The 26,684-nt window shown below is 64.8% G+C and carries 28 protein-coding genes; 19 read left to right on the forward strand and 9 right to left on the reverse strand.

Going from position 1 to position 26,684, the window contains the following annotated elements; all coding sequences use genetic code 11:
- Nucleotides 1-308, reverse strand: a 308-nt coding sequence (locus tag GSQ89_RS00310) for a hypothetical protein (protein WP_216855945.1), incomplete at its 3' end; no start/stop codon positions are given.
- Nucleotides 309-917: 609 nt separating this feature from the next.
- Here GSQ89_RS00310 and GSQ89_RS00315 point away from each other — a divergent pair.
- From GSQ89_RS00315 to GSQ89_RS00330, 4 genes are all read left to right on the forward strand, one after another.
- Nucleotides 918-1,436: a GNAT family N-acetyltransferase gene (locus GSQ89_RS00315; RefSeq protein ID WP_158920826.1), complete on the forward strand. Its 519-nt coding sequence runs from the start codon at nt 918-920 to the stop codon at nt 1,434-1,436.
- A 14-nt stretch (nt 1,437-1,450) separates the two neighbouring features.
- The gene (locus GSQ89_RS00320) at nt 1,451-2,677 is read left to right on the forward strand and encodes an AmpG family muropeptide MFS transporter (protein ID WP_254073015.1); all 1,227 of its coding nucleotides are present in this window, start codon (nt 1,451-1,453) and stop codon (nt 2,675-2,677) included.
- Nucleotides 2,678-2,769: 92 nt separating this feature from the next.
- A complete protein-coding gene (locus GSQ89_RS00325; RefSeq protein WP_216855946.1) occupies nt 2,770-3,093 on the forward strand; it encodes a nucleotidyltransferase domain-containing protein in 324 nt (107 codons plus the stop codon).
- Entirely contained in the window at nt 3,090-3,494 is a 405-nt protein-coding gene (locus GSQ89_RS00330) for a HEPN domain-containing protein (RefSeq protein WP_158920832.1), read from the forward strand. Before GSQ89_RS00325 ends, GSQ89_RS00330 begins: the two co-directional genes overlap by 4 nt.
- A 4-nt stretch (nt 3,495-3,498) precedes the next feature.
- Here GSQ89_RS00330 and GSQ89_RS00335 read toward each other — a convergent pair whose 3' ends face one another.
- Nucleotides 3,499-4,731 (reverse strand): MFS transporter, encoded by a 1,233-nt coding sequence (locus tag GSQ89_RS00335; protein WP_158920835.1) that lies wholly within the window; start codon nt 4,729-4,731, stop codon nt 3,499-3,501.
- Nucleotides 4,732-4,859: 128 nt separating this feature from the next.
- Here GSQ89_RS00335 and GSQ89_RS00340 point away from each other — a divergent pair, with 128 nt between their 5' ends.
- The 4 genes from GSQ89_RS00340 to GSQ89_RS00355 are packed head-to-tail and all read left to right on the forward strand — an operon-like array spanning nt 4,860 to nt 8,187.
- Nucleotides 4,860-6,065: a CaiB/BaiF CoA-transferase family protein gene (locus GSQ89_RS00340; protein ID WP_158920838.1), complete on the forward strand. Its 1,206-nt coding sequence runs from the start codon at nt 4,860-4,862 to the stop codon at nt 6,063-6,065.
- Nucleotides 6,065-6,919, forward strand: a complete 855-nt coding sequence (locus tag GSQ89_RS00345; RefSeq protein ID WP_158920840.1) for an alpha/beta fold hydrolase — start codon at nt 6,065-6,067, stop codon at nt 6,917-6,919. The genes GSQ89_RS00340 and GSQ89_RS00345 overlap by 1 nt, the downstream gene beginning before the upstream one ends.
- Nucleotides 6,920-6,922: 3 nt before the next feature.
- Nucleotides 6,923-7,915, forward strand: coding sequence for a DUF3445 domain-containing protein (locus GSQ89_RS00350; protein WP_254073016.1), 993 nt, complete (start codon nt 6,923-6,925; stop codon nt 7,913-7,915).
- A gap of 5 nt (nt 7,916-7,920) precedes the next feature.
- Nucleotides 7,921-8,187 carry a hypothetical protein gene (locus GSQ89_RS00355; RefSeq protein ID WP_158920843.1) on the forward strand — a complete coding sequence of 89 codons (267 nt, stop codon included), beginning with the start codon at nt 7,921-7,923 and terminating at the stop codon, nt 8,185-8,187.
- Here the strand turns inward: GSQ89_RS00355 and GSQ89_RS00360 are convergent.
- Both GSQ89_RS00360 and GSQ89_RS00365 read right to left on the reverse strand, forming a co-directional pair.
- Entirely contained in the window at nt 8,154-9,197 is a 1,044-nt protein-coding gene (locus tag GSQ89_RS00360; protein ID WP_371734199.1) for a crotonase/enoyl-CoA hydratase family protein, read from the reverse strand. The genes GSQ89_RS00355 and GSQ89_RS00360 overlap by 34 nt on opposite strands.
- 53 nt (nt 9,198-9,250) lie before the next feature.
- Nucleotides 9,251-10,465: a lipase family protein gene (locus tag GSQ89_RS00365; RefSeq protein ID WP_158920849.1), complete on the reverse strand. Its 1,215-nt coding sequence runs from the start codon at nt 10,463-10,465 to the stop codon at nt 9,251-9,253.
- Between the two features lie 168 nt (nt 10,466-10,633).
- Between GSQ89_RS00365 and GSQ89_RS00370 the strand changes: the two genes are divergently transcribed.
- The 5 genes from GSQ89_RS00370 (at nt 10,634) to GSQ89_RS00390 (ending at nt 15,200) form a co-directional block, all read left to right on the forward strand.
- Nucleotides 10,634-10,906 (forward strand): hypothetical protein, encoded by a 273-nt coding sequence (locus GSQ89_RS00370; protein WP_158920852.1) that lies wholly within the window; start codon nt 10,634-10,636, stop codon nt 10,904-10,906.
- Entirely contained in the window at nt 10,906-11,337 is a 432-nt protein-coding gene (locus GSQ89_RS00375) for a GNAT family N-acetyltransferase (RefSeq protein ID WP_158920855.1), read from the forward strand. Before GSQ89_RS00370 ends, GSQ89_RS00375 begins: the two co-directional genes overlap by 1 nt.
- Nucleotides 11,325-12,662 carry a tetratricopeptide repeat protein gene (locus tag GSQ89_RS00380; RefSeq protein ID WP_158920858.1) on the forward strand — a complete coding sequence of 446 codons (1,338 nt, stop codon included), beginning with the start codon at nt 11,325-11,327 and terminating at the stop codon, nt 12,660-12,662. Before GSQ89_RS00375 ends, GSQ89_RS00380 begins: the two co-directional genes overlap by 13 nt.
- On the forward strand, nt 12,659-14,833 hold the full coding sequence (locus GSQ89_RS00385; RefSeq protein WP_158920860.1) for a glycosyltransferase family 41 protein: 2,175 nt from the start codon (nt 12,659-12,661) through the stop codon (nt 14,831-14,833). The genes GSQ89_RS00380 and GSQ89_RS00385 overlap by 4 nt, the downstream gene beginning before the upstream one ends.
- Before the next feature lie 70 nt (nt 14,834-14,903).
- Nucleotides 14,904-15,200, forward strand: a complete 297-nt coding sequence (locus GSQ89_RS00390) for a YciI family protein (RefSeq protein ID WP_158920862.1) — start codon at nt 14,904-14,906, stop codon at nt 15,198-15,200.
- Here GSQ89_RS00390 and GSQ89_RS00395 read toward each other — a convergent pair.
- Entirely contained in the window at nt 15,197-15,550 is a 354-nt protein-coding gene (locus GSQ89_RS00395; protein ID WP_158920864.1) for a nuclear transport factor 2 family protein, read from the reverse strand. The genes GSQ89_RS00390 and GSQ89_RS00395 overlap by 4 nt on opposite strands.
- Before the next feature lie 103 nt (nt 15,551-15,653).
- Here GSQ89_RS00395 and GSQ89_RS00400 point away from each other — a divergent pair, with 103 nt between their 5' ends.
- The 4 genes from GSQ89_RS00400 to GSQ89_RS00415 all read left to right on the forward strand — a co-directional run bounded on the left by GSQ89_RS00400 (nt 15,654) and on the right by GSQ89_RS00415 (nt 18,646).
- Nucleotides 15,654-16,889 (forward strand): Rieske 2Fe-2S domain-containing protein, encoded by a 1,236-nt coding sequence (locus GSQ89_RS00400; protein WP_158920866.1) that lies wholly within the window; start codon nt 15,654-15,656, stop codon nt 16,887-16,889.
- 2 nt (nt 16,890-16,891) lie between these two features.
- On the forward strand, nt 16,892-17,353 hold the full coding sequence (locus GSQ89_RS00405; protein ID WP_158920884.1) for an aromatic-ring-hydroxylating dioxygenase subunit beta: 462 nt from the start codon (nt 16,892-16,894) through the stop codon (nt 17,351-17,353).
- Nucleotides 17,354-17,470: 117 nt separating this feature from the next.
- Complete coding sequence (locus GSQ89_RS00410) at nt 17,471-18,007, forward strand: helix-turn-helix transcriptional regulator (protein WP_216855948.1); 537 nt, start codon at nt 17,471-17,473, stop codon at nt 18,005-18,007.
- Between the two features lie 54 nt (nt 18,008-18,061).
- Complete coding sequence (locus tag GSQ89_RS00415; RefSeq protein ID WP_158920870.1) at nt 18,062-18,646, forward strand: HD family hydrolase; 585 nt, start codon at nt 18,062-18,064, stop codon at nt 18,644-18,646.
- Between the two features lie 658 nt (nt 18,647-19,304).
- Here the strand turns inward: GSQ89_RS00415 and GSQ89_RS00420 are convergent.
- The gene (locus GSQ89_RS00420) at nt 19,305-20,783 is read right to left on the reverse strand and encodes an NAD-dependent succinate-semialdehyde dehydrogenase (RefSeq protein WP_158920872.1); all 1,479 of its coding nucleotides are present in this window, start codon (nt 20,781-20,783) and stop codon (nt 19,305-19,307) included.
- 145 nt (nt 20,784-20,928) lie between these two features.
- Nucleotides 20,929-21,249: a hypothetical protein gene (locus tag GSQ89_RS00425; protein WP_158920874.1), complete on the reverse strand. Its 321-nt coding sequence runs from the start codon at nt 21,247-21,249 to the stop codon at nt 20,929-20,931.
- A gap of 90 nt (nt 21,250-21,339) precedes the next feature.
- Between GSQ89_RS00425 and GSQ89_RS38965 the strand changes: the two genes are divergently transcribed.
- Both GSQ89_RS38965 and GSQ89_RS00435 read left to right on the forward strand, forming a co-directional pair.
- On the forward strand, nt 21,340-21,849 hold the full coding sequence (locus tag GSQ89_RS38965; RefSeq protein ID WP_254073017.1) for a PEP-CTERM sorting domain-containing protein: 510 nt from the start codon (nt 21,340-21,342) through the stop codon (nt 21,847-21,849).
- A 69-nt stretch (nt 21,850-21,918) separates the two neighbouring features.
- On the forward strand, nt 21,919-22,860 hold the full coding sequence (locus tag GSQ89_RS00435) for a bifunctional helix-turn-helix transcriptional regulator/GNAT family N-acetyltransferase (protein WP_158920876.1): 942 nt from the start codon (nt 21,919-21,921) through the stop codon (nt 22,858-22,860).
- A 355-nt stretch (nt 22,861-23,215) separates the two neighbouring features.
- Here GSQ89_RS00435 and ltrA read toward each other — a convergent pair whose 3' ends face one another.
- Both ltrA and GSQ89_RS00445 read right to left on the reverse strand, forming a co-directional pair.
- Nucleotides 23,216-24,571, reverse strand: coding sequence for a group II intron reverse transcriptase/maturase (ltrA, locus tag GSQ89_RS00440; RefSeq protein WP_174254810.1), 1,356 nt, complete (start codon nt 24,569-24,571; stop codon nt 23,216-23,218).
- Between the two features lie 962 nt (nt 24,572-25,533).
- Nucleotides 25,534-26,684, reverse strand: a 1,151-nt coding sequence (locus GSQ89_RS00445; RefSeq protein WP_371734200.1) for a glycosyltransferase family 4 protein, incomplete at its 5' end; no start/stop codon positions are given.

Genomic DNA, 26,684 nt, shown 5'->3' on the forward strand with positions numbered 1-26,684 from the left:
CAGCGCAGACGCAACGCCCGGGACCACATTCCGGTGTTCTGTGCCCATTTCGACAGCGCGGCGGCGGTGGGTGCGGTCTCGTCGGAACCCAGGCGGAAGTCGCCGGGATCAAGTTCGAGGCCATAGTAACGCGCCGCCATCATCATCGCGAGCAGCCGCGGATGGATCGGTCCGCGGTTGCTGCCTTGGCCGGCGCCTGGATTGCCGATACCCGATGCGCCACCGCCGTCGGCGCTGGACTGCGAGACAGCGGCGGGCGCGCGGCTATCCCCAAATGGTCCGGGCGTGTGTCCGTCAGATATATCCACGAGCGAACCCTTTTAGCAGCGTATCAGACAACGGTGTGTGCCGGGATGTCCCGGTTTCGTGCGGTGGTTGCCAAGTTGGTAACATGGATGCGTCATCGTCGCACCAATCGATCCCTTGACGGGACCAAGGCGAGTTTGTCGACAACGTCCCCCCGGGCGCCATGCTTCTGACGGCCGCTCGATCACGATTTTGAGTATGACGCATCAGGGCAGCGAAACCAACAAAAATCCTAATTTCGAGATCAAATCAGCCTCGGCCGTTAGGCGGATGCAAGTGAAGATTGAAAGAGAGGTGGGATTCTTCGGGATAGGGTGCCCGGATCGGGCTTTCATGTCGGCCTGGTTGCGGTGGGTCGGCCGATGGGGCGTTGTTTGTCCTGGGTTGGGGTTTTCGACGCAGAGAACGCCGAGCGGAGCGCAGAGCGCGCAGGGACGGATTTTTGCGGGGTTGGGGGATAATTCGGGTCAGCATTCCGGCGGCGGGCTATGCGTTATGGCGAGGCCCGGGGAACGGGATCCTCGCCGGTCGTCAAGACGGCCGATTATGATTATAGCTATGGGTGCGATGGCCTGTGACGCCACGTGCAGACCGAAGGGGAATCGACCGGGATGGATATCCGAGACGCCACGGACGCCGATGTGCCTGACATGCAGGCGATCTATGCGCATCACGTGCTGCATGGCACGGGCACGTTCGAGGAGGATCCGCCCTCGGTGGAGGAGATGCTGGGACGCTTCCACAAGGTTGTGGATCGCGGGTGCGTCTGGCTGGTCGCGACCGATGCGACCGGTGTCCTGGGCTTTGGCTACTACGCCCCGTTCCGTGACCGTTCGGCGTATCGTTTCACCGTCGAGGACAGCATCTATGTGCGCGAGGACGTGCGCGGCCAGGGCGTCGGCAAGGCGCTGGTGATGCGGCTGATCGAACTGGGAACCGCGGCGGGGCTGCGGCAGATGATCGCGGTGATCGGCGATTCGGAGAATGTCGGGTCGATCGGCGTGCATGCCAGCCTGGGCTTCCAGATGATCGGCACGATGAAATCGGCCGGCATCAAGTTCGGCCGCTGGCTGGATGTGGTGACGATGCAACGCCCGCTGGGCAAGGGCGACGCGAACATTCCCGCCTGATGCGCCCTTGGCCTGTGCGTATCGAACGACGCCTGGCGGTGATGGCCGCGTATGGGTTCGTCTCGGGCCTGCCGCTGCCGCTGTCGGGGTTCACCTTCCGGCTGTGGCTGTCCGGCAGTGGCACGAGTTTGGCTATCGTCGGGCTGACCGCCTGGATCGGGCTGGCGTATTCGCTGAAATTTCTCTGGGCGCCGCTGCTGGACCAGATGCCGCCGCTGGGCGTGCTGCGTGGCTTCGGCCGGCGGCGCGGCTGGCTGCTGCTGGTGCAGCCGGCCCTGGCGGCGGCGGCCGTGCTGCTGGCGCTGTCCCACCCGGCAGCGGCGCCGGTGGCGGCGTTCGCGGCGGCGGCCTGCGTCGCGATGCTGTCGGCGACCCAGGACATCGCGATCGACGCCTGGCGGATCGAGATTTTTCCGGAACGGCGCCAGGGCGTGGCGCTGGCGGCCTATGTCTGGGGGTATCGCGTGGCGATGCTGGTTTCCATGTCCGGCGTCGTCGCCGCGTCCAGTTTTGCCGGCTGGCACTGGCCGTTGCTGGGCGTGGCGGCGCTGATCGGCTGCGGCATGCTGGTGACCCTGGCGGCGGACCGGGAGGATGCTCCCGACGCCGCGGTTCGGCCCGGGGTGCGGCAGGCGGTGGTCGAGCCGATCCGGTCGTTCCTGGCGCGGCCGTCCTCGCTGCTGGTCCTGGCCTTCGTCGCGCTGTTCAAGCTGGGCGAGGCGATGGCCGGGCTGATGACCGCGCCGTTTTACCTGCATTTGGGGTTCGCCCGAGCGGCGATCGCGGCGACGGGTACGTTCTCGCTGGGCGCGACGCTGGCCGGGATTACCCTGGGGGGCTGGCTGGTGGTTCGGGTGGGGGTTGGACGCGCCCTGCTGTGGACCGGGACGGCGCAGACCGTGGCGATGGCGATGTATGTGCTGCTGTCGGTGTCGGCAGGCCAGCATGCCGTGCTGTATGCGACGGTGTGTGCCGAGGCGTTCGCGCAGGGCATGGCCGATGCGGCGTTCCTGACGTTCCTGTCGGCGCTGTGCGCCCGGCAGTTCGCGGCGACCCAGTACGCGCTGCTGTCGTCGGTGCCGATGCTGGCGATCCATACGATCGGCGGGGCGTCGGGGGTGATGGCGGCGGCGCTGGGGTGGACGTGGTTCTATACGGTGTGCATGGCGGGGGCGCTGCCGGGGATGGCGCTGATGGTGGCGTTGCTGCGGCGGCAGAGGGTGGCGGTTGGACAGGCTTGACGGAACTATGCCGCTTCCGGCGACACACGCCGGGGGGCGAACCGAAACGTAGATCGGCACACGCCTCCCTTCATGCTATGATTGTCTTCACAATGCAGCCCGACCCAGCCAACGACCCGGTCATGCGCCGCTTCCGCGCCGCGCTCGATGCACTTTACGGCGCGCGGTTGGAACGTGCTGTGCTGTTCGGTTCCCGAGCGCGCGGCGATGCGCGCGCCGACTCAGACTACGACGTGGCGTTGTTTCTGCGCGGCTACAGCAGCCTGTGGGAAGAATTGCAGCCATTGGGCGCCATTACGACGGCAATCCTGCTGGAGACCGATGCGGTTATCTCGCCGAAGCCGTTCCCTGAGGGTGCCTACCGAACCCGGTCGCTGTTGATGGGGGAAATCCGGCGCGAGGGTGTCGATCTTTGACGCCGGAGGCGGCGCAGGCCCTGGAGACCGCGAGGCGCCATCTCATTGATGCGAGGGCCGTCGTCACGCTGCGGATAACATACATCGCAGGCCGGGAAGCGTATCTCGCCGCGTATCACGCGGCTGAGGCATACCTGCATCATCGAACCGGTAAGATCGCCAAGACCCATCGCGGGCTTCGCACCGAATTCGCGCGCCTGGCACGGAGCGAACCGCGAATCGATCCCGAATTTGTCCGGTTCCTCGCCAATGCGTACGAGATCAAGTCCATCGCGGACTATGGAGCGGAGCCGGAAGCGAACGTCTCCCCGGAACAGGCGAATATGGCGATCGAGACCGCCGGTCGGCTGCTCGAGTGCATCGCCGGCCTGATCGGTTCGTGCGACGGCGCGGAAAGCTGAACCCTCAGGACGCCGCGGCCATGGTCAGGTGCCGGCGTGGGGCCAGCCGGCTGACCAGGAACAGGATCACCGCCAGGTTGAGCAGGTTGAACGCCACACCGGACCCGAAGGCCGGGCGGTAGGACAGGAACATGTCGACCTGCTTGCCGGCGAACCAGCTTCCGAATGCCATCCCCGACATCGCCGTCATCAGCACGGTCGGGATGCGCCATGACGCCTCCTTCGACGGATACAGGTCGCGGATCGCCACCGAGTAGGACGGGATGATGCCGCTGAAGCCAAACCCGAAGGCGCTGGCGACGGCGAACAGGCCGGCTTCATCGCGGGTCAGCAGGAAACAGCCGATGGCCAGCGCCTGCAGCGCCGAACCGGCCATCACCGTGCGCAAACCGCCGAAGCGGTCGGCTAATGCACCCCAGAACTGCCGCGAAATGAATGCGCAGGCCAGCATCACCGACAGCATCGCCGCGCCGTGGCTGGCGGGGATGCCGAGGTCGCCGCAGAACGCGACCAGGTGGGAGGAGGGAATCGCCATCGGCACGCAGCAGCAGAAGCTGGCGATGCAGATCAGCACCATCGCCATGTTCGGGCGGAATCCCAGCACAAGGTCGCCCGGACGGGGGCCGGCTCGGCCGGGGGCGAGGACCAGGGGGTCGGGCGGCTGGCGCAGCAGAGTCAGCAGCGGCAGGATCGCCAGGACGATGGCGCCGTAGCCCAACATGACGGCCTGCCAGCCGACATGCTTGATCCCCACCTCCATGATCGACGGCCAGACCATCCCGGCGATGTATTGTCCTGATGAGATCAGGGCGAGCGCGGTGCCGCGGCGGCGGTCGAACCAACGACTGACATAGATCATCAGCGGTGCGTAGATGGCGCCGTTGCCCAGGAATCCGACCAGCAGCCCATGTCCGACATACAGGGCCCAGACGGAGCCGGTGCTGGACAGCGCCATCCCGGCGGTCATCGACAGCGTGCCAAAGGCGACGGTCTTGCGGATGCCGATGCGGTCGGCCAGCCAACCCATCGGAATGCCACCGACGCCGTTGCCGATCCAGACCAGGGAACTCGCCAGGGAAATCACCGAACGGTCGGTGTGCATTGCGGCCTGGATATCCCGGAGGCCTACCACGGCGAGCAGCGGCGAGCCGAAGGACAGCGACAAGATCGCCAATGTCAGGAAGGCCGCCCGCCACGAGGTTCGGGATTCGATACTATCGCCGGTATCTCGTTGCATAGACGTATTTCTTCCCAATGCGCCCGGCCGGTCGTTCGCCCAGAAGGGCGGTTTGCTTGCCGGTGGGCGTCGCCTGGCCCATTATCGGGCAACGGCCGGGCAGATCAACCGGCATCTTGGAGATGGATATGACAGAACCGACCGGACCGCTTAAGGGCCTGCGTGTATTCGACCTGACCCGTGTGCTGGCGGGACCGACCTGTGTGCAGATGCTGGCCGATCTCGGCGCCGATGTGATCAAGATCGAGCGGCCTGGCGCCGGCGACGATACCCGCGGTTTCGCGCCCCCTGTCATGCCGGGCACGCAGGAGAGCGCCTATTTCGTCGGGGTCAACCGCAACAAGCAGTCGGTCACGCTGGATATCGGCCAGAAGGACGGCCAGGAAATCGCGCTGAAGCTGATCGCCCAGTGCGATATCCTGGTGGAGAACTTCAAGGTCGGCGCGTTGGCGAAATACGGGCTGGGGTACGAGCAACTGCATGCGAAATTTCCCCGGCTGATCTATTGCTCGATCACCGGATTTGGGCAGACAGGGCCGTATGCGCCTCGGCCGGGCTACGACAGCCTGATCCAGGCGATGGGCGGGGTGATGAGCCTGACCGGGGAGCCGGACGGGCTGCCGCAGAAGGTCGGCGTGCCGGTGGGCGACCTGTTCGCTGGGCTGTACGGGTGTATCGGCATCCTGGCGGCGCTGCGGCATCGCGACCTGACGGGGCAAGGGCAACAGATCGATATCGGGATGCTCGATACGAGCGTGGCCTGGCTGGCCAACCAGGGCATGAACTATCTTGCCACCAATGAAAATCCGGCTCGTTTGGGCAACCAGCATCCCAATATCGCGCCGTATCAGGTGTTCCCGACCAAGGACGGGCATATCGTGCTGTCGGTCGCCAACGATCCGACGTTCAAGCGGTTCTGCGAGGCGTTCAGCCTGACGCATCTGCTGGAGGATTCCCGGTTCGTCACCAATGCCGACCGGGTGCGCAACCGGCAGTTGGTCACCGATACGCTGACTCCGGTGATGATGCAGAACACCACGACTTGGTGGGTGGAGCGGCTGGAGGCGCTGAAGATCGGCTGCGGCCCGATCAACAAGCTGTCCGAGGTGTTCGCTGATCCGCATGTCGTGGCGCGCAATATGGTGCTGGAGATGGCGCACGGGTCGGGCCAAACGGTGAAGGTGATCGCCAATCCGGTGAAGTTGTCGGAAACGCCGGCCGACTACCGGCTGCCGCCGCCGCTGCTGGGTGAGCACACCGATGCCGTGCTGGCCGAACGGCTCGGGCTGGATGCCGCGGCGCTGGTCGCGTTGCGCGAGAAGAAGGTGATCTGATGCGGGCGCGTGCCGGCTCGATTCCGTATCTGCTGGCGGGCGCGTTTCATCGGTTGGGGTTTGAGGAATGGGGCGACCCGGACGCTCCGGCTGTGGTGTGCGTGCATGGGTTGACCCGTAACGGGCGGGATTTCGATGCGCTGGCGTCTGTGCTGGCGGGATCGTACCGGGTGATCTGCCCGGATCTGCCGGGGCGCGGGCTGTCCGGCTGGCTGACGGACCCGATGCTATATCAGGCGCAGCATTATGTGACGGCGTTGGCGCATCTGCTGGCCTGGGTTGGGCGGGATGTCGCTTGGGTGGGGACGTCGCTGGGCGGCATCTGTGGGATGGTGATCGCGGCGACGGAGGGGTCTCCGATCAACCGGCTGGTGCTGAACGACGTGGGCCCGTTCATTCCGGCGGCGGCGCTGGGTCGGATCCGGGATTACATGGTGGCGTCCGGGGATTCGCCGATGATGTCGCGGTTTCCGGATCTTGAGGCGATCGAGCGGCATCTGCGCCTGGTCCATGCGCCGTTTGGGCCGATGTCGGACGCGCAATGGGCGGAGATGGCGCGCAATTCGGCTCGGGCGCTGCCGGATGGGCGGTTTACGATGCATTATGACCCGCGGATCGCGGAGCCGCTGCGGGGGCATGCGCCGGCGGATGTCGATATGTGGACGTTGTGGGGCCGCATCCGGGTGCCTCGGATGGTGATCCGGGGTGAGGCCAGCGATATCCTGTTGCCCGAGACGTTCGCGCGAATGGAGGCGTCGGGGGCGCTGGCGTTCGAGGTGCCGGTGACGGGGCATGCACCGCCGCTGCTCGATCCGCTGCAAATCGAGGCTATACGCGCGTTCCTGGGGGGGTGATTGGTGCGGGAGTTGCCCGAAGAGGTGGTGCATCTGCCGTTTTCGCCCGGATCTTTCCGGATGGCGATGGATTTGGTCTCGGTGGCGGAGGCGGACTGGTTCGAACTGGATCGGCGCTATTTGGGGGAGATGGCGGAGCGACGGCGTTTGTTGGACAGCGCACATGGCGAGGTGTTTGCGGCGCTGCCGGTGTCCGACGCGGCTCGGCGGGAGGCGCTGGAGGTGGTGGTTGGTGCGCTGACGCTGCATCACCCGGATTGGTTCAGTTGCGACGGTGGGGTGGCGCGCAATCATTTGACCGGGGAATGTTGGGACATGACGGCCAAGGGCGGGGCCGTTGCCACGGGACCGGCATGGCCTCCGCCCACCATGACGACGGGAGGCCGACATCCTGTGCCTGGCACCGGAATCGATCCGCTGGAACTGGCGGGGCGGTTGGTGCAGGAGGATTTGTGTCTTGTACAGAACGGTTCCGATGGGCCGGTGTTTACTGCTGCCGTGCTGTGTTTTCCTAGTCGTTGGCGGTTGATGGATAAGATCGGCAAGCGATTGGCTGATGTGCATGGGCCGGTGCCGTTGTATGCTGACCGGTTGGCGGCGCCGGTGGACCGGTTCATGCGGCATCTGAAGGTGGGTCATATCGCCTCGCGATTGAACTGGTCCTTGCTGGACGATCCGGCACTGTTTCAGCCGGGTGGGAAGTGGCGGGTGGACGGGGATGCGGGGATCACGGGGGCGAATGCCGGGGAGCGGGTGTTCCTGCGGGTGGAACGGCAGACGTTGCGGCGGCTGCCCGCGAGTGGGGCGGTGCTGTTTGGGATCCGGGTGCATGTGTACCGGATGGATCGGGTGATTGACGGGGCTGCGCGGGCGGCGGCGTTGGCCGAGGCCGTGCGCGCGCTGCCGGCGGAGGTTCAGCATTATAAGAGTCTGTTGCCGTTTCGGGCGGCGGTGTTGGGGTGGTTGGGGGATTTTCAGGCCGGCGGCGGCATGTAGACGGCTTGTCGTTGGTTTTTGTAACGAAAAAGCGGGTCCGAGCGTGCTTCGCCGATTCGTGCGCGGATGGCCGGGACACGCCCGGCCATGACGGTGAGAGTGTGCTGGCCAGCCATGACGATGAGAGTGTGCTGGCCGGCCATGACGGTGAGAGTGTGCTGGCCGGCCATGATGGTGAGAGTGTGCTGGCCGGCCATGATGGTACAGTAACGGGTATCCATCCGCACGGGATGTGGCTTCAGTCCGGATCGCGGCCTCGGATGGACGCGTAGCCGCTGCCGAAGGCGGAATCGCGTTTTTGGAAGGCGTGCTTGACCCCGTGTTCGCGCATCGTGGCTTTGAATGCCATTGCTTTGGGGGCGAGGTGGCCTCGGGCGTCGATCTCGGCGCCGATGCGTTGCAGGGTGCGGGCGCCCATCAGTTCCAGGCCCAGATTGACCAGGCGCTTGTTGGCGGACAGCAGATGCGGGTCCACCAGGCCCATGCGGTCGGCGAGACGCATGACCTCGGTTTCCAGGTCGGCGGCGGGGTAGGATTTCAGGGCCAGGCCGATCTCGGCGGCGTCTTTTCCGGTCAGGGAATCGCCTGTCAGCAACAGGCGTTTCGCCCATTGCGGGCCGCAGTGATACAGCCACATGTTGCCTGGCGGCGTGCCCAGGTCGCGGACCGGTGGAAAGCCGATGCGAGCGTCGTCGGCGACGATGATCATGTCGCAGAACCAGGCGAGTTCGGTGCCGATGCCGATACAGGTGCCATGCACCTGGGCGATCACCGGCTTGTGCATGTCGAACAGTTCGACGCGCAGTTTCTGGCCTTGCTCCAGCCGCCAGACGTCGTCGTCTATTTCGGCTCGGCCGCGATACTCCGGGCCGCGGCCGGAGGAATACTCGTTCAGGTCGGCACCGGCGCAGAAATGCGGGCCGGCGCCGCGCAGGATGACGCAATGGACGGGGTTGTATTCGTCGGCCTCCCGCAGCGCCGCGTTCAGTTCGCGCAGCAGCTTGCTGCTGAGGGCGTTCCGCCGCTCCGGCCGGTTCAGGGTGACGATGGCGGTGGTGCCTTTGACCTCATAGGCGATCTGTTCGAATTCCATGGCTTCCTCCCGTTGGTTGCTGACGGGATCAGAGCGGTGGAATGCGCCGGGGGCAAGTGTTGCGGTCTTCCGGCTGTCCGAAACCATGGGACTTCGGCGTCGTGTGCCTCGGGTCCACATCCCGGCGGCTTCCGGCTCCGGCCCATCGGCGCCTGGTACCGCCCTGCCCCGCGGCTGGGTGTGCCGCATGCGGATGCCGACCGATCCGTCTTGGACGATACGGCGATGGTGGCGCTGCCGGTTTATTCCGCCACCGGTTCGCAGAGGGGTTTGATCGGTTCTCCGGCCAGTATTTTATGCACGAAGGGGACGGAGTCCTTCAGCGATGCGTTCACCGTCTCGCCGTGGTTGAGGCCGGCATACAGATGGGCTTCCACCACAGTTCCCCCGGCGCAGGCGTTGCGAACGAGCATCAACTGTCTGGCCGGCAACACGTCGTGGTCGTAGTCACCGGTGCCGACGAACAGCGGTTGCGGCAGCTTCAGGGTGTCGTATTCCATGGTCAGCAGGACGGGCTTGATGGCTGTGTTGAAGCCGGGTCCGATCGTGGCTTCGCGGTTGAGGCCGGCGTCCCCTACGGCCTTGAAGAGGGCGGCGACACAGGTGGTGCGGGCTTGTTCCAGCAGCGGCAGGGCGCGCGCCGAGACCAGTTGGTTCGGCTGCAGCGACGGATCGGCCTGCTGCATCCTGATGGCGATGTAGAGGCTGTAGGCGGCGGTCGGATCGGCTGAACCCGGCGGTGCCTGCGGGGGGCGTGGACCGTTTGGCGCGGTGAACGGCACGCCGGTCGCCACGGTGCCGCGGATGTTGAGTTCGGGTGCGTAGCGGGCGGCGAGACCGGCGCTGGCGAAGGCGGCCTGGCCACCCTGGGACTGGCCGATGATGACGATCTTGTTGGCGATGTCGGGAAAGCCTTTCAGCACCGCGCGGACGCTGTCGAGCACGCCGTAGGCCTCGGGCCGTGTCGCGAGATAGGGATGCGGACCGGGGGTGCCGAGGCCTTGATAGTCGGTGGCGACGATGGCGTAGCCCTGCCCGAGCCAGGTGTTGAGATAGGAGGCGTCGCGCTTTGAGCGGACGTTCCAGGACGGGGCGCAGGTGTCGGCGATACCCGTCGTGCCGTGTGCCCAGGCGACCAGGGGCCAGCCGCCGGCGGGCGGTGTTCCGCGGGGTGCGAAATAGGCGCCGGAGACGACGACCCGGTCCGTGCCGCCGATCCCATCGGTGGAGGTGTAGAGGATGCGGAATTGCTCGCCGGCCGCCGCCAGGCCGTAGCCGGGATCGAGGGGTTCGGTGCGCAGGATGCGTCCGGGGGTGTCGGGGATGTCTCCGGTCCAGGTGTAGAAGGGCGAGACGCCGCCGTCGCCCTGTGACGGGTCCGGTGTGGGGACTTTGGCTGCCCGAGCGATGCCGGCGGACAATACGATGGCAAGCAGGACGGTGACGCAGCGGCGCATTGGCGGTTTGCTCCCTGGATGCGTAGGCCTTGGTCCGAAAGTTAGACTTGGGTTCAAGTATTCTTCAATGCCCGGGTGCAAGTCGGTACAGTTCGTTACCTGCTCTTAAGGATTGGTTAAGACTTCGCCCGTAGCCTGCCACTGCCCGAACCCGGACAGGAGTTTACAATGAGTATCGCAGGCGTATCCGCCGTGTCCTCGTCAGCCTACCTCCAGCAACTGCAGAGCACGACGCAGACGAATGCGACGGCCCAGGCGGCACCGCAAAGCGCGACACTGGCGAGTGCGACGGCCCAGGCCGGTGCGACCCAGCAGACGGGCCAGGTGCATCACCATCATCATCACCATGGCGGTGGCGGGGCGGCGACGCAGTCCTCCGACGTGACGCAGACCGGCACGGACGCCACGGGTGGAACGAGCCTTCTCAACACCATCGTCTGATGCAGCTTACTCCGTCCGAAAGCGCCGATCAGGGCACCTTCGAGGCGATTTTTCATGCGCTGGACGCGGCTTCCCGGGACAGGATCGGGCCGGCGAAGCCGCGGTTGCTGGCGATCCCGATCCGCGATGACGCCGGTGTCGTGACCGGCGGGCTGTGGGCGATCAGCCTGTTCGGATGGATGCATGTGGAGATGCTGCTGGTGCCGGAGCCGCTGCGTGGCCAGGGCATCGGGTCGGCGATGATGGCGCTGGCGGAAACCGAGGCTCGGCGGCGTGGCTGCATGGGCATGCATGTCGATACGTTCAGTTTCCAGGCGGGATCGTTCTACGAGAAAATGGGATTCTCTCAGTTTGGCGTGCTGGACGACTGCCCGCCGGGGTATTCCCGGCTGTTCTTCCAAAAGCGACTGGTGCCGAAATGTCCGGCGTAGCCGAGGGGGCGTTGCGGCGCGCCCGGGCGCTGGTGGGGCGGGGCGAGGACGAGGCGGCGAAACTGGCGTATCTGCGGGTGTTGCAGGCCGACCCCGAACATTGCGGGGCGCTGACGGAACTGGGTGCCCTGGCGCATGCCAGCGGTTTCGTGTCCGCCGCGCGCGATGCTTACTGTCAGGCGGTGCGGTGTCATCCGGGCGACAAGGTGGCGCATGTCGGTTACGCTTATCTGTTGAATGAGTCGGGCGAATTCGACGCGGCGCGGGAGCAGTACCAGGCGGCGTTGGCGGTCGATCCGGATCTGGTCGAGGCGCATCAGGGGTTGGCCCGGGTGTTGACCGAGATCGGTGAAAATGGCGATGAGCACTGGCGGAAAGGTTTTGTCGGCCATGCCGTCGTGCGGCGGCGGTATCGCGGGACGGGAACGGGCATTCCGCTGGTGATGCTGGTGGCGGCGGTGGGTGGTAATATTCCGACTCAGCACTGGGTCGATGACCGGGTTTTCGCGGTCACGGCGGTTTATGCCGATTTCTTCGATCCGGACGACCCGTTGCCGCCGCATGCGGCGATCTTGAACGCTATCGGCGATGCCGATTTGTGCGGCGAGGCGCTGGTGAATGCCGAACGGATTGTCTCGCGTTGTGAAGCGCCGCTGGTCAATCATCCGGCGCGTGTGCGGGTGACCGGACGGACGGATAATGCTGGCCGGCTGGGCGGGATAGCGGGGGTTGTCGCGCCCCGGATTGCTCCGTTGTCTCGGGTGGGCGATTGGCGGTTTCCGTTGTTGTTGCGGGCGCCGGGGTATCATACCGGACAGCATTTTATCCGCGTCGAGACCCGGGACGCGCTGGATGCGGCGGCGGCATCGCTGCCGCGCGGGGAACCGCTGGCGATCGAATATCTGGATGCGCGCGGGGCGGACGGGATGGCGCGGAAATACCGGGTCATGTTCATCGGCGGGGTTGCCTATCCGCTGCATCTGGCGATCTCGGCGGACTGGAAGGTGCATTATTTCACCGCCGCGATGGAGGCCGACGCGGCGTTCCGGGAGGAGGAAAAACGGTTCCTGGGCGATATGCCGGGGGTGCTGGGGCCGCGGGCGATGGCGGCATTGGGGAAAATCCAGGCGGCACTGGGGCTGGACTATGCCGGGGTCGATTTCGCGCTGGCGCCGGATGGGTCGCTGCTGCTGTTCGAGGCGAATGCGACGATGGCGATCATTCCGTTGGCGCCCGATCCGATCTGGGACTATCGGCGCCGAGCGGTGGGCGATGCGCTGGAGGCGGCCAGGCGGTTGTTGCCGCGGGATTGGCACACGGCATGAGCGAAACGGCGTTCGCCGAGGCGATGGCGCTGCATGAGGCCGGGCGGTGTGGTGAGGCGGCTGCGGGGTATCGGGGCATTCTGGATGATTTGCCGGATCATGCGGACAGCCTGCATCTGCTGGGTTTGATTACCGCCGAACAGGATGATCCGGTGGCCGGGATCGCCCTGATCCGGCGGGCGATGGCGATCGAGCCTGGGCGGGCGGTGCATTACAACAGTCTGGGGCGCGCGTATCGCCGGCTGAACCGGCTGGAGGAGGCGGTAGGGGCTTATCGGGCGGCGGTGGCGCTGCGTCCGGATTTGGCTGAACTCCACAGCAACCTGGCGACCACGCTGCGCGATCTGGGGCTGCATGTGGAGGCGGTGGAGCATTACCGCCAGGCAGCCGAACAGGCGCCGGAGGTGGCGGATATCTGGTACAATCTGGCGAACGCCCTCGCCGACACGGGCGCGGTGGCGGAGACGGATGTTTGCTACCGAGCGGCCATTGCGTTGAGGCCGGGCTTCGTCGATGCGCTGGGGAATTACGGGCGGTGGCTGACGGTTCGGGGCCGTTGGGTGGACGCGGAAGGTCGTCTGGCTGAAGCGCTGACCTTGGCGCCGATGCAGGCGGGGGTGTGGACCAATCTGGGGATCGTGTCGCGGGAACTGGATCGGCCGGAGGCGGAGGCCTGTTTCCGTAACGCCGTGGTGATCGCGCCGGGGCTGGCGGACGCACATTACAACCTCGGGTGCCTGTTGTCCGAACAGGGACGAGCGGATGAGGCGATTGCCTGCCATGAGGCGGCGATTGCGGCCGATCGGGGATTCGGTAGCGCTCGATTGGCGGTTTGCATGGCGGAACTGCCGATCCTGTACCGGGCGGAGGCGGAGATCGCGGTGCGCCGGCAGCGTTATGGCACGGCGCTGGCGCGTCTGGTGGCGGGGGATGGGCGGTTGGTGGCGGATGCCATCGGGCGGTCTCAGCCGTTCTTCCTGCCGTATCAGGGACAGGACGATCGGGCGTTGCAGGCGCTGTACGGGCGGTTCGCCTGCGATGTGCTGGCGCGGGCGGAGGCGCCGGTACGGCTGGCATCGGCGCCGGTGGGTGGCGCGCGCATCCGGGTGGGCGTCGTCAGCGGGTTCTTCTGCGATCACACGCTGTGGAAATTGTTTCTGGAAGGATGGCTGACTCAGATCGACCGTGGGCGGTTCGAGGTGATCGGGTTTCATACGGGCCAGGTCTCGGATGACGTGACGGCGCGTGCCGCGGGGTTGTGCGACCGGTTCGTGCAGGGGTTGGGTTCGGGGGCGGCGTGGCGGGCGGCGGTGGCCAATGCCGAACCGCACGTGCTGCTGTTTCCGGAGGTCGGCATGGACCCCGTGGCGGGGCGGCTGGCGGCGATGCGGCTGGCACCGGTGCAGTGCGTGGCGTGGGGGCAGCCGGAGACCACCGGGCTGCCGACCATCGACTATTTCCTGTCGAGCGACTTGATGGAGCCGCCGGAGGGGGATGCGTATTACACCGAACGGCTGGTTCGGTTGCCGAATTTGGGGCTGCACTACACGCCGGATGTGGTGGCGGATGCGGTGGGGCATACGGACGGGCCGGTGTTCTGGTCGGGGCAGGCGCTGTACAAGTATTTGCCGCACTATGACTCGGTGTTTCCTCGTATCGCGCGCGAATTGGGGGCGTGCCGGTTCGTGTTCATCGGTTTCGCCAGGAGCGAGGCGGTGACCGGGATTTTTCGGGAGCGGTTGCGGGCGGCCTTCGCCGCGGCGGGGCTGGATGCGGACCGGCATGTGGTGATCCTGCCACCCATGTCGCAGCGCGATTACATCGAGGCGGTGGGGCGGGCGGATGTGATCCTGGACACGATCGGCTGGTCGGGGGGGAAATCGACGCTGGATTGCCTGGCGGTGAACCCGGCGATCGTGACGTTGCCGGGTCGGTTCATGCGCGGACGGCATACGGCGGCGATCCTGCGGCATATTGGCTGTCCGGAGACGATCGCCGGATCGGTGGATGCGTATGTGGCGATCGCGGTGCGGCTGGCTCGCGAGCCGGCGTGGCGGGCCGAGGTGCGGCAGGCGGTGGCGCGCGGGAAGGCGCGTGCGTTTGGGGATTTGGCGTATGTGCGGGCGCTGGAGGGATTCCTGGCCGAGGTGGTGATGGACCGGACGGCGTAGGCGGGATTGGTCCGGGTTTGGCTGCCTGGTGGCGGCTATACGCGATGGGTCAGTCGAAGGATTTTTGTCGATGCCTCGTCTGTTCGTCGTGATGCTGTCGCGTGGGCCGGCGTGGAATGAGTCTGAGCCGCTGGAAGGCCAGGTTGAATGGCGGCCGCACGCGGATTTCATGAATGCATTGCATGAAGAGGGACTCGTTTTGTTTGCGGGGCCGCTGGAGGGCACGTCGGATGTGCTGCAAATCGTCCGAGCCGATTCACCGGAACAGATTGCCGTGAGGCTTGGTAAAGATCCGTGGGCGCGGAATGGATTGCTTTGGGTCGTGCGGATCGCGCCCTGGGATTTGCGGATTGGGGAGATCGCCTAGCCCCGCGTGACGTGGGCGGAGACGGCTTTCCAGGTGTCTCCTTGGCGAACCCAGACGTCGGTGTAGCGGCCTGTGGCCTGTCGGCCGTCAGGTGCGGTGTAAGCGGTGCGTCCGTGGATGATGGCGGTGTCGCCGAAGCGGCGGATCAGCACGTCATGGGATTGCAGGTCGCTGATCGTGACGGGGCGAGCGGTTTGGGCGAGGAAGCCGGCTCGATCGATGAAGGTGCCGTCGGGATTGGAACAATAGAAATCGGCGGCGAGGATTTCGTCGAAGCGGCGGACGTCGCCGTTCTGCACGGACGCGATGTAGTCTCGATTCAGCGCTTGCAGGGTCTCAATGTCGGACATCGTGATGCTCCACGGTCAGGCGGGGATTTGCCGGATGCCGGCGAAGGACTAAGGTCTCGCACAAAGACCGGCAGCAGGATAACGCCGTTTGCGGGAGGATCAGGTGGACCAATCCGTACGTGAACCACCGACTGGTGTGTGGCCCGCGGGGCTGACGCGTGTGCCATACTGGGTCTATCGCGATCCCGAGGTCGCTCGGGACGAGCAGACCCGGATCTTTGAAGGTTCGGCCTGGCATTATCTGTGCCTGGAGATCGATGTCCCGGCGGTTGGCGATTACCGCACCACGTCGATGGGGGCCATGCCGGTCGTGGTGGTTCGGACCGAGGATGGCGAGGTCGTCGCGTTCGAGAATCGATGTGCCCATCGCGGGTCGCTGATCTGCCTGGATGACGGCGGCCGGGTGAAGGACTTCCAGTGCGTCTATCACGCTTGGCGGTATGATCTGCGGGGCAACCTGACGTCCATCGCGTTCCGGCGCGGGATCAACGGCCAGGGCGGGATGCCGGACGATTTCAGGATGGAGGCACATGGTCCTCGGAAGTTACGGACGGCGGTGCTGTGCGGGTTGGTGTTCGGAACGCTGGCGGTGGACGGGCCCGACCTGGAGAGCACCATCGGGCCGGAGGTGCTGGTTCGGCTGAAGCGTGTCCTGCACAAGAAGGTGGAGGTGATCGGCCGGTTCACACAGCACATGCCGTGCAACTGGAAGCTGTACATGGAGAATGTGCGCGACACGTATCATGCGAGTCTGCTGCACACGTTCTTCACGACGTTCCGGATTACGCGGCTGAGCCAGGGTGGCGGGGTGATGGTGGGCGAGAATGGCGTGGCGCATGCCAGCACCACTCTGGCGGGGGCGAAGGGGCCGGATGACAGCTATGCCGGGATGCGGGCCGACAATCAGGGATTCCAGTTGCGGGATCCGTCGTTCCTGGAGGCGGTGGCGGAGTTCAATGACAACATAAACCTGCAGATATTGTCGGTGTTTCCTGGTTTCATCCTGCAGCAGATCCATAACGCGCTGGCGGTGCGGCAGATCGTGCCCAGGGGTGTGGACAGCATGGATCTGCACTGGACCTATCTGGGGTTCGCCGACGATACGCCGGAATTGCGGGCGATGCGGCTGAAGCAGGGGAACCTGGCCGGGCCGGCCGGGTTCGTTTCGATGGAGGATGGTGCCGTCGGCGGCTTCGTGCAGCGCGGCATCGCGGCGGCGGACCGGGAGACGTCGGTCGTTGAAATGGGGGGCGCGACGGCTGACACGGCGGAGACCCGGGCGACCGAGGCGTCGGTACGGGGGTTCTGGAAGGCATGGCGTGCTGGGATGGGGGTTTGACGATGCTGATGGAAATCGCCGCCCTGAGCGGCGCCTGTGCGGCGGCGATCGATTCCGGACGGTTTGAGGATTGGCCGGGGTTTTTCCTCGATCGGTGTTTGTACAAGGTGACCACGGCGGACAATTACGAGAAAGGGTATCAGGCTGGGCTGATCTATGCCGATTCTCGGGCGATGCTGGTGGATCGGATCGCGGCGCTGCGGGAGGCGAATATCTACGAGCGGCAGCGGTACCGGCATATCGTCGGCATGCCGGCGATCGTTGATGAGGCGGATGGGGTGGTCGCGGTGGAGACGTCGTTTCTGGTTGTGCGGACGATGCGCGATGGGGAGATGATGATTTTCGCGGCGGGCGTCTATCTGGATAAGGTGCGCCGGGATGCGGCGGGGGCGTGGCGATACGCCGAACGGATCGTTGTGTGTGACAGCCAGCGGTTCGATACGTTGCTGGCGATTCCGTTGTAGGACGCGAACGGCGTCCTCCCCCATGTACGCTGGCGAGTCCGGGTCTGCTTGGATCGATCACCATGACCGGTATGGGCTATTATGACGGTGACCTTTCCCGATCGAAATCGACTTCCAGTGGGACGACAGCTTCGCCGCTTCCGCCGCCTGCGCGGTATAAAGCAAGATCACGTCGCCGCGTTACTGGGCGTCTCGCAGGGGCTGATATCCCGGTGGGAGGCTGGGTTGCACACGCCATCACCGGCCCTTTATCGCCGGCTTGAGAAACTGCTCGCGAGCAAGGTCGATCCGGCGGCTGATGCGGCGTTGCGCCGATTGATCGAGAACGCCGTGGCACCGGTTCATCTCATCTGCGATGCGTCCCATGTACTGCTGGCGGCGTCAGCGGCCCGGGAAGCGGAATGGGGTTCGCGGGCGACACCATTCCTGGGTACTTCACTCTGGCGCTTCGCGACTTCGGAGATCGTGGCGAGTGAGGAGCGGCTGCCCGACCGTGGCTGGTTCGAGGAAACGGATCCGGGAATGGTCCTTGTCGAAACTGGCGGGAACGGCAGCCGTGACATGCGGATCCTGCCCAGCACATTGGCATGGGAGCGCATCGCTTTGGCCGACGGACGCATCGGTCGACTCGTCACGACGATTGCCTTCGCCTGAACCCGAATAATTCATTCGTGGCCTCGGCGTGTACCGCGTTGTACCGATCGTCGCATGATTGAAGACCGTTTGGATCGCCAGTTGACTTTCCTGACCGAGATCGACGCACTCAAATCGGTTATCCGTCAGTCGCACCTGGCCGACCGTAGCCGCCGCGAGAACGCGGCTGAGCATTCCTGGCATCTCGGTATGTTCGCGCTGGTGTTGGGCGAAGCCGATCCAACGCTTGACCTCGCAAAGGTCGTCGCGATGCTTTTGATCCACGACATCGTGGAGATCGACGCCGGCGATGCGCCAATTCATGGCGCTTACGATGCCGTTGCGTTGGCGCAGGCCGAGCGGGCGGCGGCGGAGCGCATTTTTGGGCTTCTGCCCGAGACGCAACGGGACAGATTTCTATCGCTGTGGCGCGAATTCGAGGCTGAGGAGACGATGGATGCGCGCTTTGCGAAGGCGCTCGACCGGTTTCAACCGTTGTTACTTAATATACTGACCGGCGGCGGTACTTGGGCGGAGAACGGCGTGACGGAAGGGCAGGTGTATGAGCGATATCAGCCTGCGATCGAACGTGGCTCCCCTGCCCTATGGTCGCGCGCCCGAGCCCTTGTTCGCCGGCACTTCGCTGCCGCGCGGGATTGAAGATCGGTTTCCGAAAACGACGTGCGCCGACCGGCGGGGGTCGCATCCTTCGAACTGTTAAGGTTTCTATACAGGGGTATGAGTGGCCCGCGTCTTTGACCATGGTTGGTTGGCTTCGGTGGTCGCCCGACCCGCAATGGAGTTGCCGACGTCCCCACCAGTTTTGGCTGCGTCGTACACGAATTGCCTGTTCGGCTTTGCTCGTGCGCGTGGGTGCGCGGACACGGGCAAGGTGCATAGCGCGCGTTCGTTCGGCCTTTCATCTTTTTTGTCACGAAGAAAGAACGAGAACCACGAAGCGCCACGGAGCGTTGCCGTGCCGCTGCCGGCACGCGACGTGGCCGTCGCGGACAAGCGGCTTTTTGCTCAACATGCTTCGTCTTCAGAACAGCGCGTAACGCCCTTCTCCGTGGCCCACCGTAGCCCTCGTTCTTCCTCCGTGTTGAAAAATCTCTGGCCCAACACCCTTGCGAGAGACGAACGGCGAGATACCGGACAGTCAAACAACGACCATGTTCAGCACCCTGACTTTTTCACGAGGAGCCGCCCTCGCCGAGCTTATCGACGGTGAAAGGGCGGATCACGAACGAGGTAATATTTGAATTTGCGACGAACGCCCCGGCCGGGAAGCCGAGGCGTTTGCTACGAGTTTGGCGGCTTATGTTCCGATGCCGCCTAGGGCGAGGTATTTGATTTCCAGGTAGTCCTCGATGCCGTATTTCGAGCCTTCGCGGCCCAGGCCGGAGGATTTCATGCCGCCGAAGGGGGCCTCGGCGGTTGAGATGATGCCTTCGTTGATGCCGATGATGCCGTATTCCAGGGCTTCGCCGACGCGGAAGATGCGGCCGATGTCGCGGGCGTAGAAGTAGGCGGCCAGGCCGAATTCGGTGTCGTTGGCCAGGCGGATCGCTTCTTCCTCGGTTTTGAAGCGGAACAAGGGGGCGACGGGACCGAAGGTTTCCTCGCGGAAGATCAGCGCGTCGTGCGGGACGTTCGCCAGCACCGTCGGTTCGTAGAAGTTGCCGCCGAGACGGTGCTTTTTTCCGCCGGTGACGACGGAGGCGCCGAGGGACAGGGCGTTGGCGACGTGCTCTTCCACCTTTGCCAGTCCGTCCGCGTTGATCAGCGGGCCTTGGGAGACGCCGGGTTCCATGCCGTTGCCGACTTTCATCGCCTCGACGGCGACTTTCAGTTTGGCGGCGAAGGCGTCGTAGACACCGTCCTGCACCAGGATGCGGTTGGCGCATACGCAGGTCTGCCCGGTGTTGCGGAACTTGCTGCCCATGGCGCCGATCACCGCGGCATCCAGGTCGGCGTCGTCGAACACGATGAACGGGGCGTTGCCGCCGAGTTCCATGCTGGTTTTCTTGATGGTCGGGGCACATTGGGCGAGCAGCTTGGCGCCGACCTCGGTCGAGCCGGTGAAGGAGAGTTTGCGGATCAGCGGGTTCGAGGTCAGCTCGGCGCCCATCGCGCTGGACCCGCCGGTCAGGATGTTGCACACGCCGGCCGGCATGCCGGCTCGTTCGGCCAGCACCGCCAGGGCCAGGGCGGAGAACGGCGTCTGTGAGGCCGGGCGGATCACGCCGGTGCAGCCGGCGGCCCAGCCGGGGCCGGCTTTGCGGGTGATCATGGCGGAGGGGAAATTCCACGGTGTGATCGCGGCGAAGACACCGATCGGTTCTTTCAGAACCAGGATGCGGCGGCCTTTGGCATTCTGCGGGATGGTGTCGCCGTAGATGCGTTTGGCTTCCTCGGCGAACCATTCGATGAAGCTGGCGGCGTAGACGATCTCACCTTTGCTTTCCGATAGGGGCTTGCCCTGTTCGGCGGTCATGATCACCGCCAGGTCGTCGGCGTTGGCCAGCATCAGGTCGGACAGTTTCCGCAGGATGGCGCCGCGTTCCTTCGCCAGCATCGCCCGCCAGGCCGGATAGGCGGCGTTGGCTGCCTCGATCGCTCGGCGGGTTTCGGCGGTGCCCATGTTGGGGACTTCGCCTACCGCTTCGCCGGTGGCGGGGTTCCTGACGGTGAGGGTCTTGCCGCTGTCGGCCTCCACCCATTTGCCGTTGAGGTAGTTGGCCTGCCGGAACAGCGTCGGGTCTTTCAGCGGTAGCGGCGATACGGGGTTCAGCATGGTCGGGTCCTCCTTGTCCCTGTGTTGGCGGGAACATAGTGCCTGGAGGGCGTGCTGTCAGGGGCGGGGCGGGAATTCCCGGCTGGTCGGAGGGCGGCGGCCCAGACTCAAGCCGTTGCTGCGCCTCCCTGATAATGCCGGCAGTTCAGAGTTCGTGGCGTGCCTGAAGGCGGCCGATGCTGAGACGTCCGAGGATGGCGCTGTGGGGGCGGCGGCGAACCAGCGGCTGTTTCCCGCTCAATCCCGCGGCATCTATGGATTTGATCGGGGCCTGAACGCCTTGAGAGTTTTCCGCCATATGGAAACGCAGCGGGGCACTGTGGCGTAGCCATGGGTTGCCGCGTTTTTTACTTTTTACATAAATCCATATTTTTATAGACGTTTTATAGCAAATATCAATCTTAAAAATCATATAATTGTCGGTAAATTTTACATTTATCGACTTCGCAAAAAAGGAAAGATTCATATCTTATTGAAATTACGTAAAAACCTTAAATGGTACAAGTTTTGCTTTGTCCTCCGGGAACCGAGACACGAACTTGGTCAGGAGTTATCAATGCGATCCATTCTCGCCAGTGCCATTATCGCCATTGGGCTGGCTGTCTCAGCCCCGGCCTCCGCGGACGTCGTCTTCACTCTGTCAGGCGTGACATTCGCCGGCGGCGGAACGCTCACCGGTTCCTTTACCCTGAACAGTGGGTTGACCGCCATCGTGTCGGCGGACCTCGTGGCTTCCGCGTCCGGAGCTTTCGCCGGAGCCACCTATATCTACTCCGGCGACACGATCTCCCAGTCGCTGCCGACGCAATTTTTCCAGCTCGATACAGCGGGAGAGGCAGATGAGCTGCGCATCTACTTCGCCGATATCGTGACCGCGACCTCCGCCATCATCCTCTTCGACGGCTTTTCATACGAGTCCGAAGCCGGCGCCGGAAACCGCACCATAACGGGCGGCACGCTGATCGACGGATCACCCGTGCCTGAACCGGCCAGCCTGGCTCTGTTGGGCACCGGCCTGCTGGGATTGGCGGGATTGCGCCGCCGTCGCCGCCGCGCGCGGGGCTGACACCACCCCGCGACCCAATCGTTGACTCCGTCAATGAAATCGCCGAACCTGCGGTGGCAGGAGGACGCGATGACCGACACACCAATCCCCAACCGCGACGGCGCCGTCGCCGCGGTACGCCGCTTCAACCGCTTCTATACCCGCCAAATCGGCCTGCTGGACGAAAAGCTGCTGAAAAGCGACTTTACCCTGACCGAAGCCCGCGTTCTGTACGACCTCGCCCATCAGTCGGCTCCCCAAACCCTGACCCATCTCGCCAGGGATTTGCTGATCGACCTCGGGTATCTCAGCCGCATCCTGAAGGCGTTCGACACGCGCGGACTGATCGAGCGTTCCGCGGCGCCGGGCGACGGACGGCAAGCTTTGTTCGCCCTGACGGACGCCGGCCGAGCGGCGTTCGCGCCGCTGGATCGCGCGTCGCAACGGGAAATAGGCGACGTCATCGCGTCCCTTACGCCGGCGGATACCGACCGGATCGTTCGGTCCATGCAGACGATCGAACGCCTGTTGGGCGCCTCCAAGCCCTCGGCGGCTGCCGTTACCCTGCGTCCGCATCGTCTGGGCGATCTTGGCTGGATCGCACACCGCCAAGCCATTCTATATGCGGAAGAATATGGCTGGGACGAGACTTACGAGGCCCTGTCAGCGGAAATACTGATCGGCTTCGTGCGGGCGCATGACCCACGCCGCGAACGAGGCTGGATCGCCGAACGAGAGGGCGAAACGATCGGTTCAGTGTTCCTGATGCGTGGATCGGATACCGTCGGCAAACTGCGTCTTCTCTACGTGGAGCCAAGCGCGCGCGGGCTGGGTGTGGGACGCCAACTGGTCGACGCCTGCATCGGTTTCGCGCGGCGGGCGGGTTACCGGACTCTGACACTTTGGACCAACGACGTTCTGGTTCCGGCGCGCCGGATCTATGCCGCCGCCGGCTTTACGTGCGTGGCGGCGGAGCCTCACCATTCCTTCGGCAAGGACCTGGTGGGCGAGACGTGGGAGCTCGCGCTGTGATGTGCCGGTTTGCCCGGCAGAGAGGCTTGCTGCCGTGGTGGGTCCCATTGGGGTTTGGAGGACGGTTCGGTTGGCCAGGACGATTTATTGTCATGCCGTCGCCCGGGGTTGTCTCCTGATGCCGGGGGTGGCGGATGTCCGGAACCACACTGCCGGCGCCGTATTTGGTGAAGCAAGTGCTGCCGGGATTGGGGATTGAACCGGGCATGGCCGACGTCCGGACACAGTCCGCTTTTTGACGGTAGAGTCGAGGAAGGGCGCGGTTTCGTTTGCGCGAGCCGTTTCCCCTCCCCGCTCATCAAACCGGACGTGCGGATTTCCCGCATCCGGCTTTCCGACTGGCTTCGTGGCAGGCTCACGACAGGACGCCCTGCCGTCTGCAATGGCGCAGCCTTGGCACACCCAGCGAGCCAAACACTGCGTCCTTTGTGAACGGTACCATCCGCGTAGATATCTTGTGGCGTCGGACGAGGAAGTTGCGCACGCGGTCATAGATATGCGCCTCGATCCCCCGATCCGTGACGTAATGCGACCCCGGGCTGAAGTAGCCGCACCATCCCCGCAACAGGCGGATCAGTTGCGCACGCACGTCGTCCCATCGTCCCATGTTGCCCGGCACCAGGATGGCGCCCACCTTGTCCTTCAGACGCTGCACGCTTTTGGCCGACGGGCTGGCGCCGATGTAGCGGCGTCCGTCCTGTCGAATGCGATGCAGACCGAAGCTGTATCCCAGGAAGTCGAACCGGTCCGTCCGTGCCTCGCACAGCCGGGTCTTGGTCCGGTTCAGGGTCAGCCCCAGACGTGTCATCGTGCGATCCGTCCACGCCAGGGCCTCCTCCGCGTGCCCGCGGCTGAGGATCAGGCCGCGAAGCGGACTGATGTCCCGGAAGGAGTCTGCCGGACTGACGAAGTCGTCGGCATAGTTGATGATATGGGCCTGCCAAGCATCCCCTCTGCCACTCTGGCGCCAGTATTTCAGGAAGCGGTTCATGTAGAGGTTCGCGATCAGCGGACTGATGACGCCGCCTTGCGGGACACCCTGTCTGCTGGTCTTTCCCCCCTGCATGTGTCGCCTGCCATCCCCGTCGGTCGTTTCGACCGGCGCTTTGAGCCATTGCCTGACCAGCCGCAGCATGTCGGGATCGACAATACGGCGGGCCAACGACTGCATCAGCTCATCGTGTGGGATGGTGTCGAAATACTGGCTCAGATCAGCATCGACCACGTCGGTGTAGCCTTGCCGCAGCAGGGTTAGCACCGTCTGGATCGCCTGGTCCGCGCCGCGTTTTGGCCGGTAGCCGTGCGCGGCTGGGTCCAGATCAGCTTCAAATATCGGTTCCAGCACCAGTTTGGCAGCGGTTTGCACGACCCGGTCCCGGATCGTCGGGATACCGAGTGGGCGCTCGCCGCCGCCGGGCTTCGGGATCATCACCCGTCGCACGGGTTGGCACCGATACGTCTTGGTTCGAAGTTCCTCGCCCAGCCGGGCCAACCAGTCCCGCAGCCCCGCCGCCTCGATCTGGTCGAACGTTGTCCCGTCCACGCCTGGCGCGCCATCGTTGGCATGGGCCAGTTGGTAAGCGTGGGCCAGGATGTCAGCCCGCCAGACCTTGTCGTAGAGAATGTAAAACCGGAACCCCGGCTCAGCCTTCGCCTTGCCATAGAGTTTCTTCTGCAAAGTCCGGATCGCATCTGGTGTTTGCAGGCTCATCGCCAATCACCTCACCTCATTCGCTTCGAAAACGTACCAGAAGTCAGGGTCCTTCCCTTCACCGGCGTTACCCGGCTTCAGCGGTACTACGACCCTGTCCGACTTCCGCGCAGACCAATGCCCTTCGGCATCGTTGAGGCCGCTACCCTCGTCATGCACGGATCTCCCCCGCTTGCGCGATCCCCTGTCTCGACGTGCCGTGCCCATTACCCCGGTGGACCGGTCCAGGTGCATCCGTCGGCTGCTTCCCCAGTCCGTGCTGCCTTCCCCGAACTCTGGGCGGGTCGGCGTCCACAACTTCCCTTTCGAGGCCTGCTCAGGCTTCACACATGTTACGGCCCGTCGATTCGCTTCCCCGCCCAAGGCGGGGTTTGTCGCAGGGCTTCGATCCAGCCGGTTACCCAACCAAACCGCCTGCCAGCTACCGGGCCAAACCGACCATTGCCCGGGTGGGACTTCCACCCACGAGGTGATCGCACCCCATCGGGGCGCACCAGAGGGCGCAGAGCGGAGCGCAGAGGGCGCAGATGGTCGGGTTTTCGTTTCTTATTAGAACACTGCCCGGTGGAGGCCGGTCCACGTGCCGGGTGGGAACTGCAAAGGGCGTGGATGCCGGCCGATGTTCCTGCCCCGACTTCACCGCGTATCGGTATGAGACGGTGACCGCTGGCAGAGAGTCAGCCTTGCACGATCCAGCATGAAATATTGTTTTTTATCGGTATGTTCTGTTTTTGTTTCATAACGACACGCATGTAATATCAGCAGTCGTTGACGTTGACACATTAGGATTGTCTTGGGGTCGGCGAAGTCCGGACCGTCTGATACACAACCTTTACTGGGGCAGATGGCCCGGACTTCGCCGGGCCATGACGGATAGGCCATGACGCAGCCACTGGGGAAGAGTCGTTACGGATGGGCCATGGCGCAGCCACTGAGAGCGGGCCGGGACGGATGGGCCGTGGTCAGCCGGTCTTGGGGGTCTCTGCCAGCACTGTCTCATACACATCCAGTGTTGCGTCCTGCATTGACCGCACCGTCGGTACTGAGGCGCGTGCGCGTTCGCCGAGCGCCTGGCGCGCATCCGGGTCCAGGTCCAATGCGGCCGCGATCGCCGCAGCGAGCGCATCCGGATCGTTTGGTGGTATCCGCCAGCCGGTGTCGCCGTGGCGGACCGTCTCGACGGGGCCGCCGAGGTCGGCGGCGATTACCGGGCGCTGCATCGCCTGCGCCTCGATCACCACGCGTCCAAAGGCTTCCGGCTTCGTCGAGGCATGCACCACCACGTCCGACAGCGCCAGCGCCGCCGGCATGTCGTCGCACTGTCCCACAAGCCGCAACCGGTCGGCGATGCCCAGGCGCGCCGCCTGGTTGGTCAGGTCCCGAGCGTAGGCGTGCCGCCCCTGGTCGGAGCCGACGAACACGCACATCGCATCGCGCCGGTTCAGGCGCGCCATGGCTTCCAGCACGATCGCATGCCCCTTCCATGCCGTCAGGCGCCCGGGCAGGACGATGGTGCGAACGCCGTCCGGCAGGCGCCACTCCGCCGCCAGCCTGGCAATCCGGTTGCCGGCGACCGTGTCGGGGTCGAATACCGCCGGATCGACGCCGCGTGGGATCACCCTGATCCTGGCTGGATCGACATGATGCCGAGCCGCCACCAGATCGGCGATGAAATGGCTGGCGGCGATAACGATGCGGCCCCGCGCCATGACGCCGTTGTAAAAGCGCTTGAACGGCACGCCCTCGCTGTAGGTGCCGTGGTAGGTCGTGACGAACGGCACCCCTGCCCGCTGGCACGCCAGCCACGCGGACCACGCCGGTGCCCGGGAACGCGCATGCACCAGGGAGACCCTGCGGTCCCGGATCAGCGCCTCCAGCGCCGCGGCGTTGCGCCATATGCCGAACGGCGACTTGGTGGTCAGCGGCAGGGTGATGTGGGTGCCGCCAACCCGCTCGATCTGGCGCACCAGCGGGCCGCCGGCACTGGCGACGAGGGCGGTGGCCTGCCCCTCGGCGATGGCCTGGGCCATTTCGACGGTGCCGCGTTCCACCCCGCCGGTGACGAGAGACGGCAGGACCTGTAGCACGATCGGCGAATCGGGGGATGATGGCA

This window comes from Acidisphaera sp. S103 (assembly GCF_009765975.1).
GTDB lineage: Bacteria > Pseudomonadota > Alphaproteobacteria > Acetobacterales > Acetobacteraceae > Rhodopila.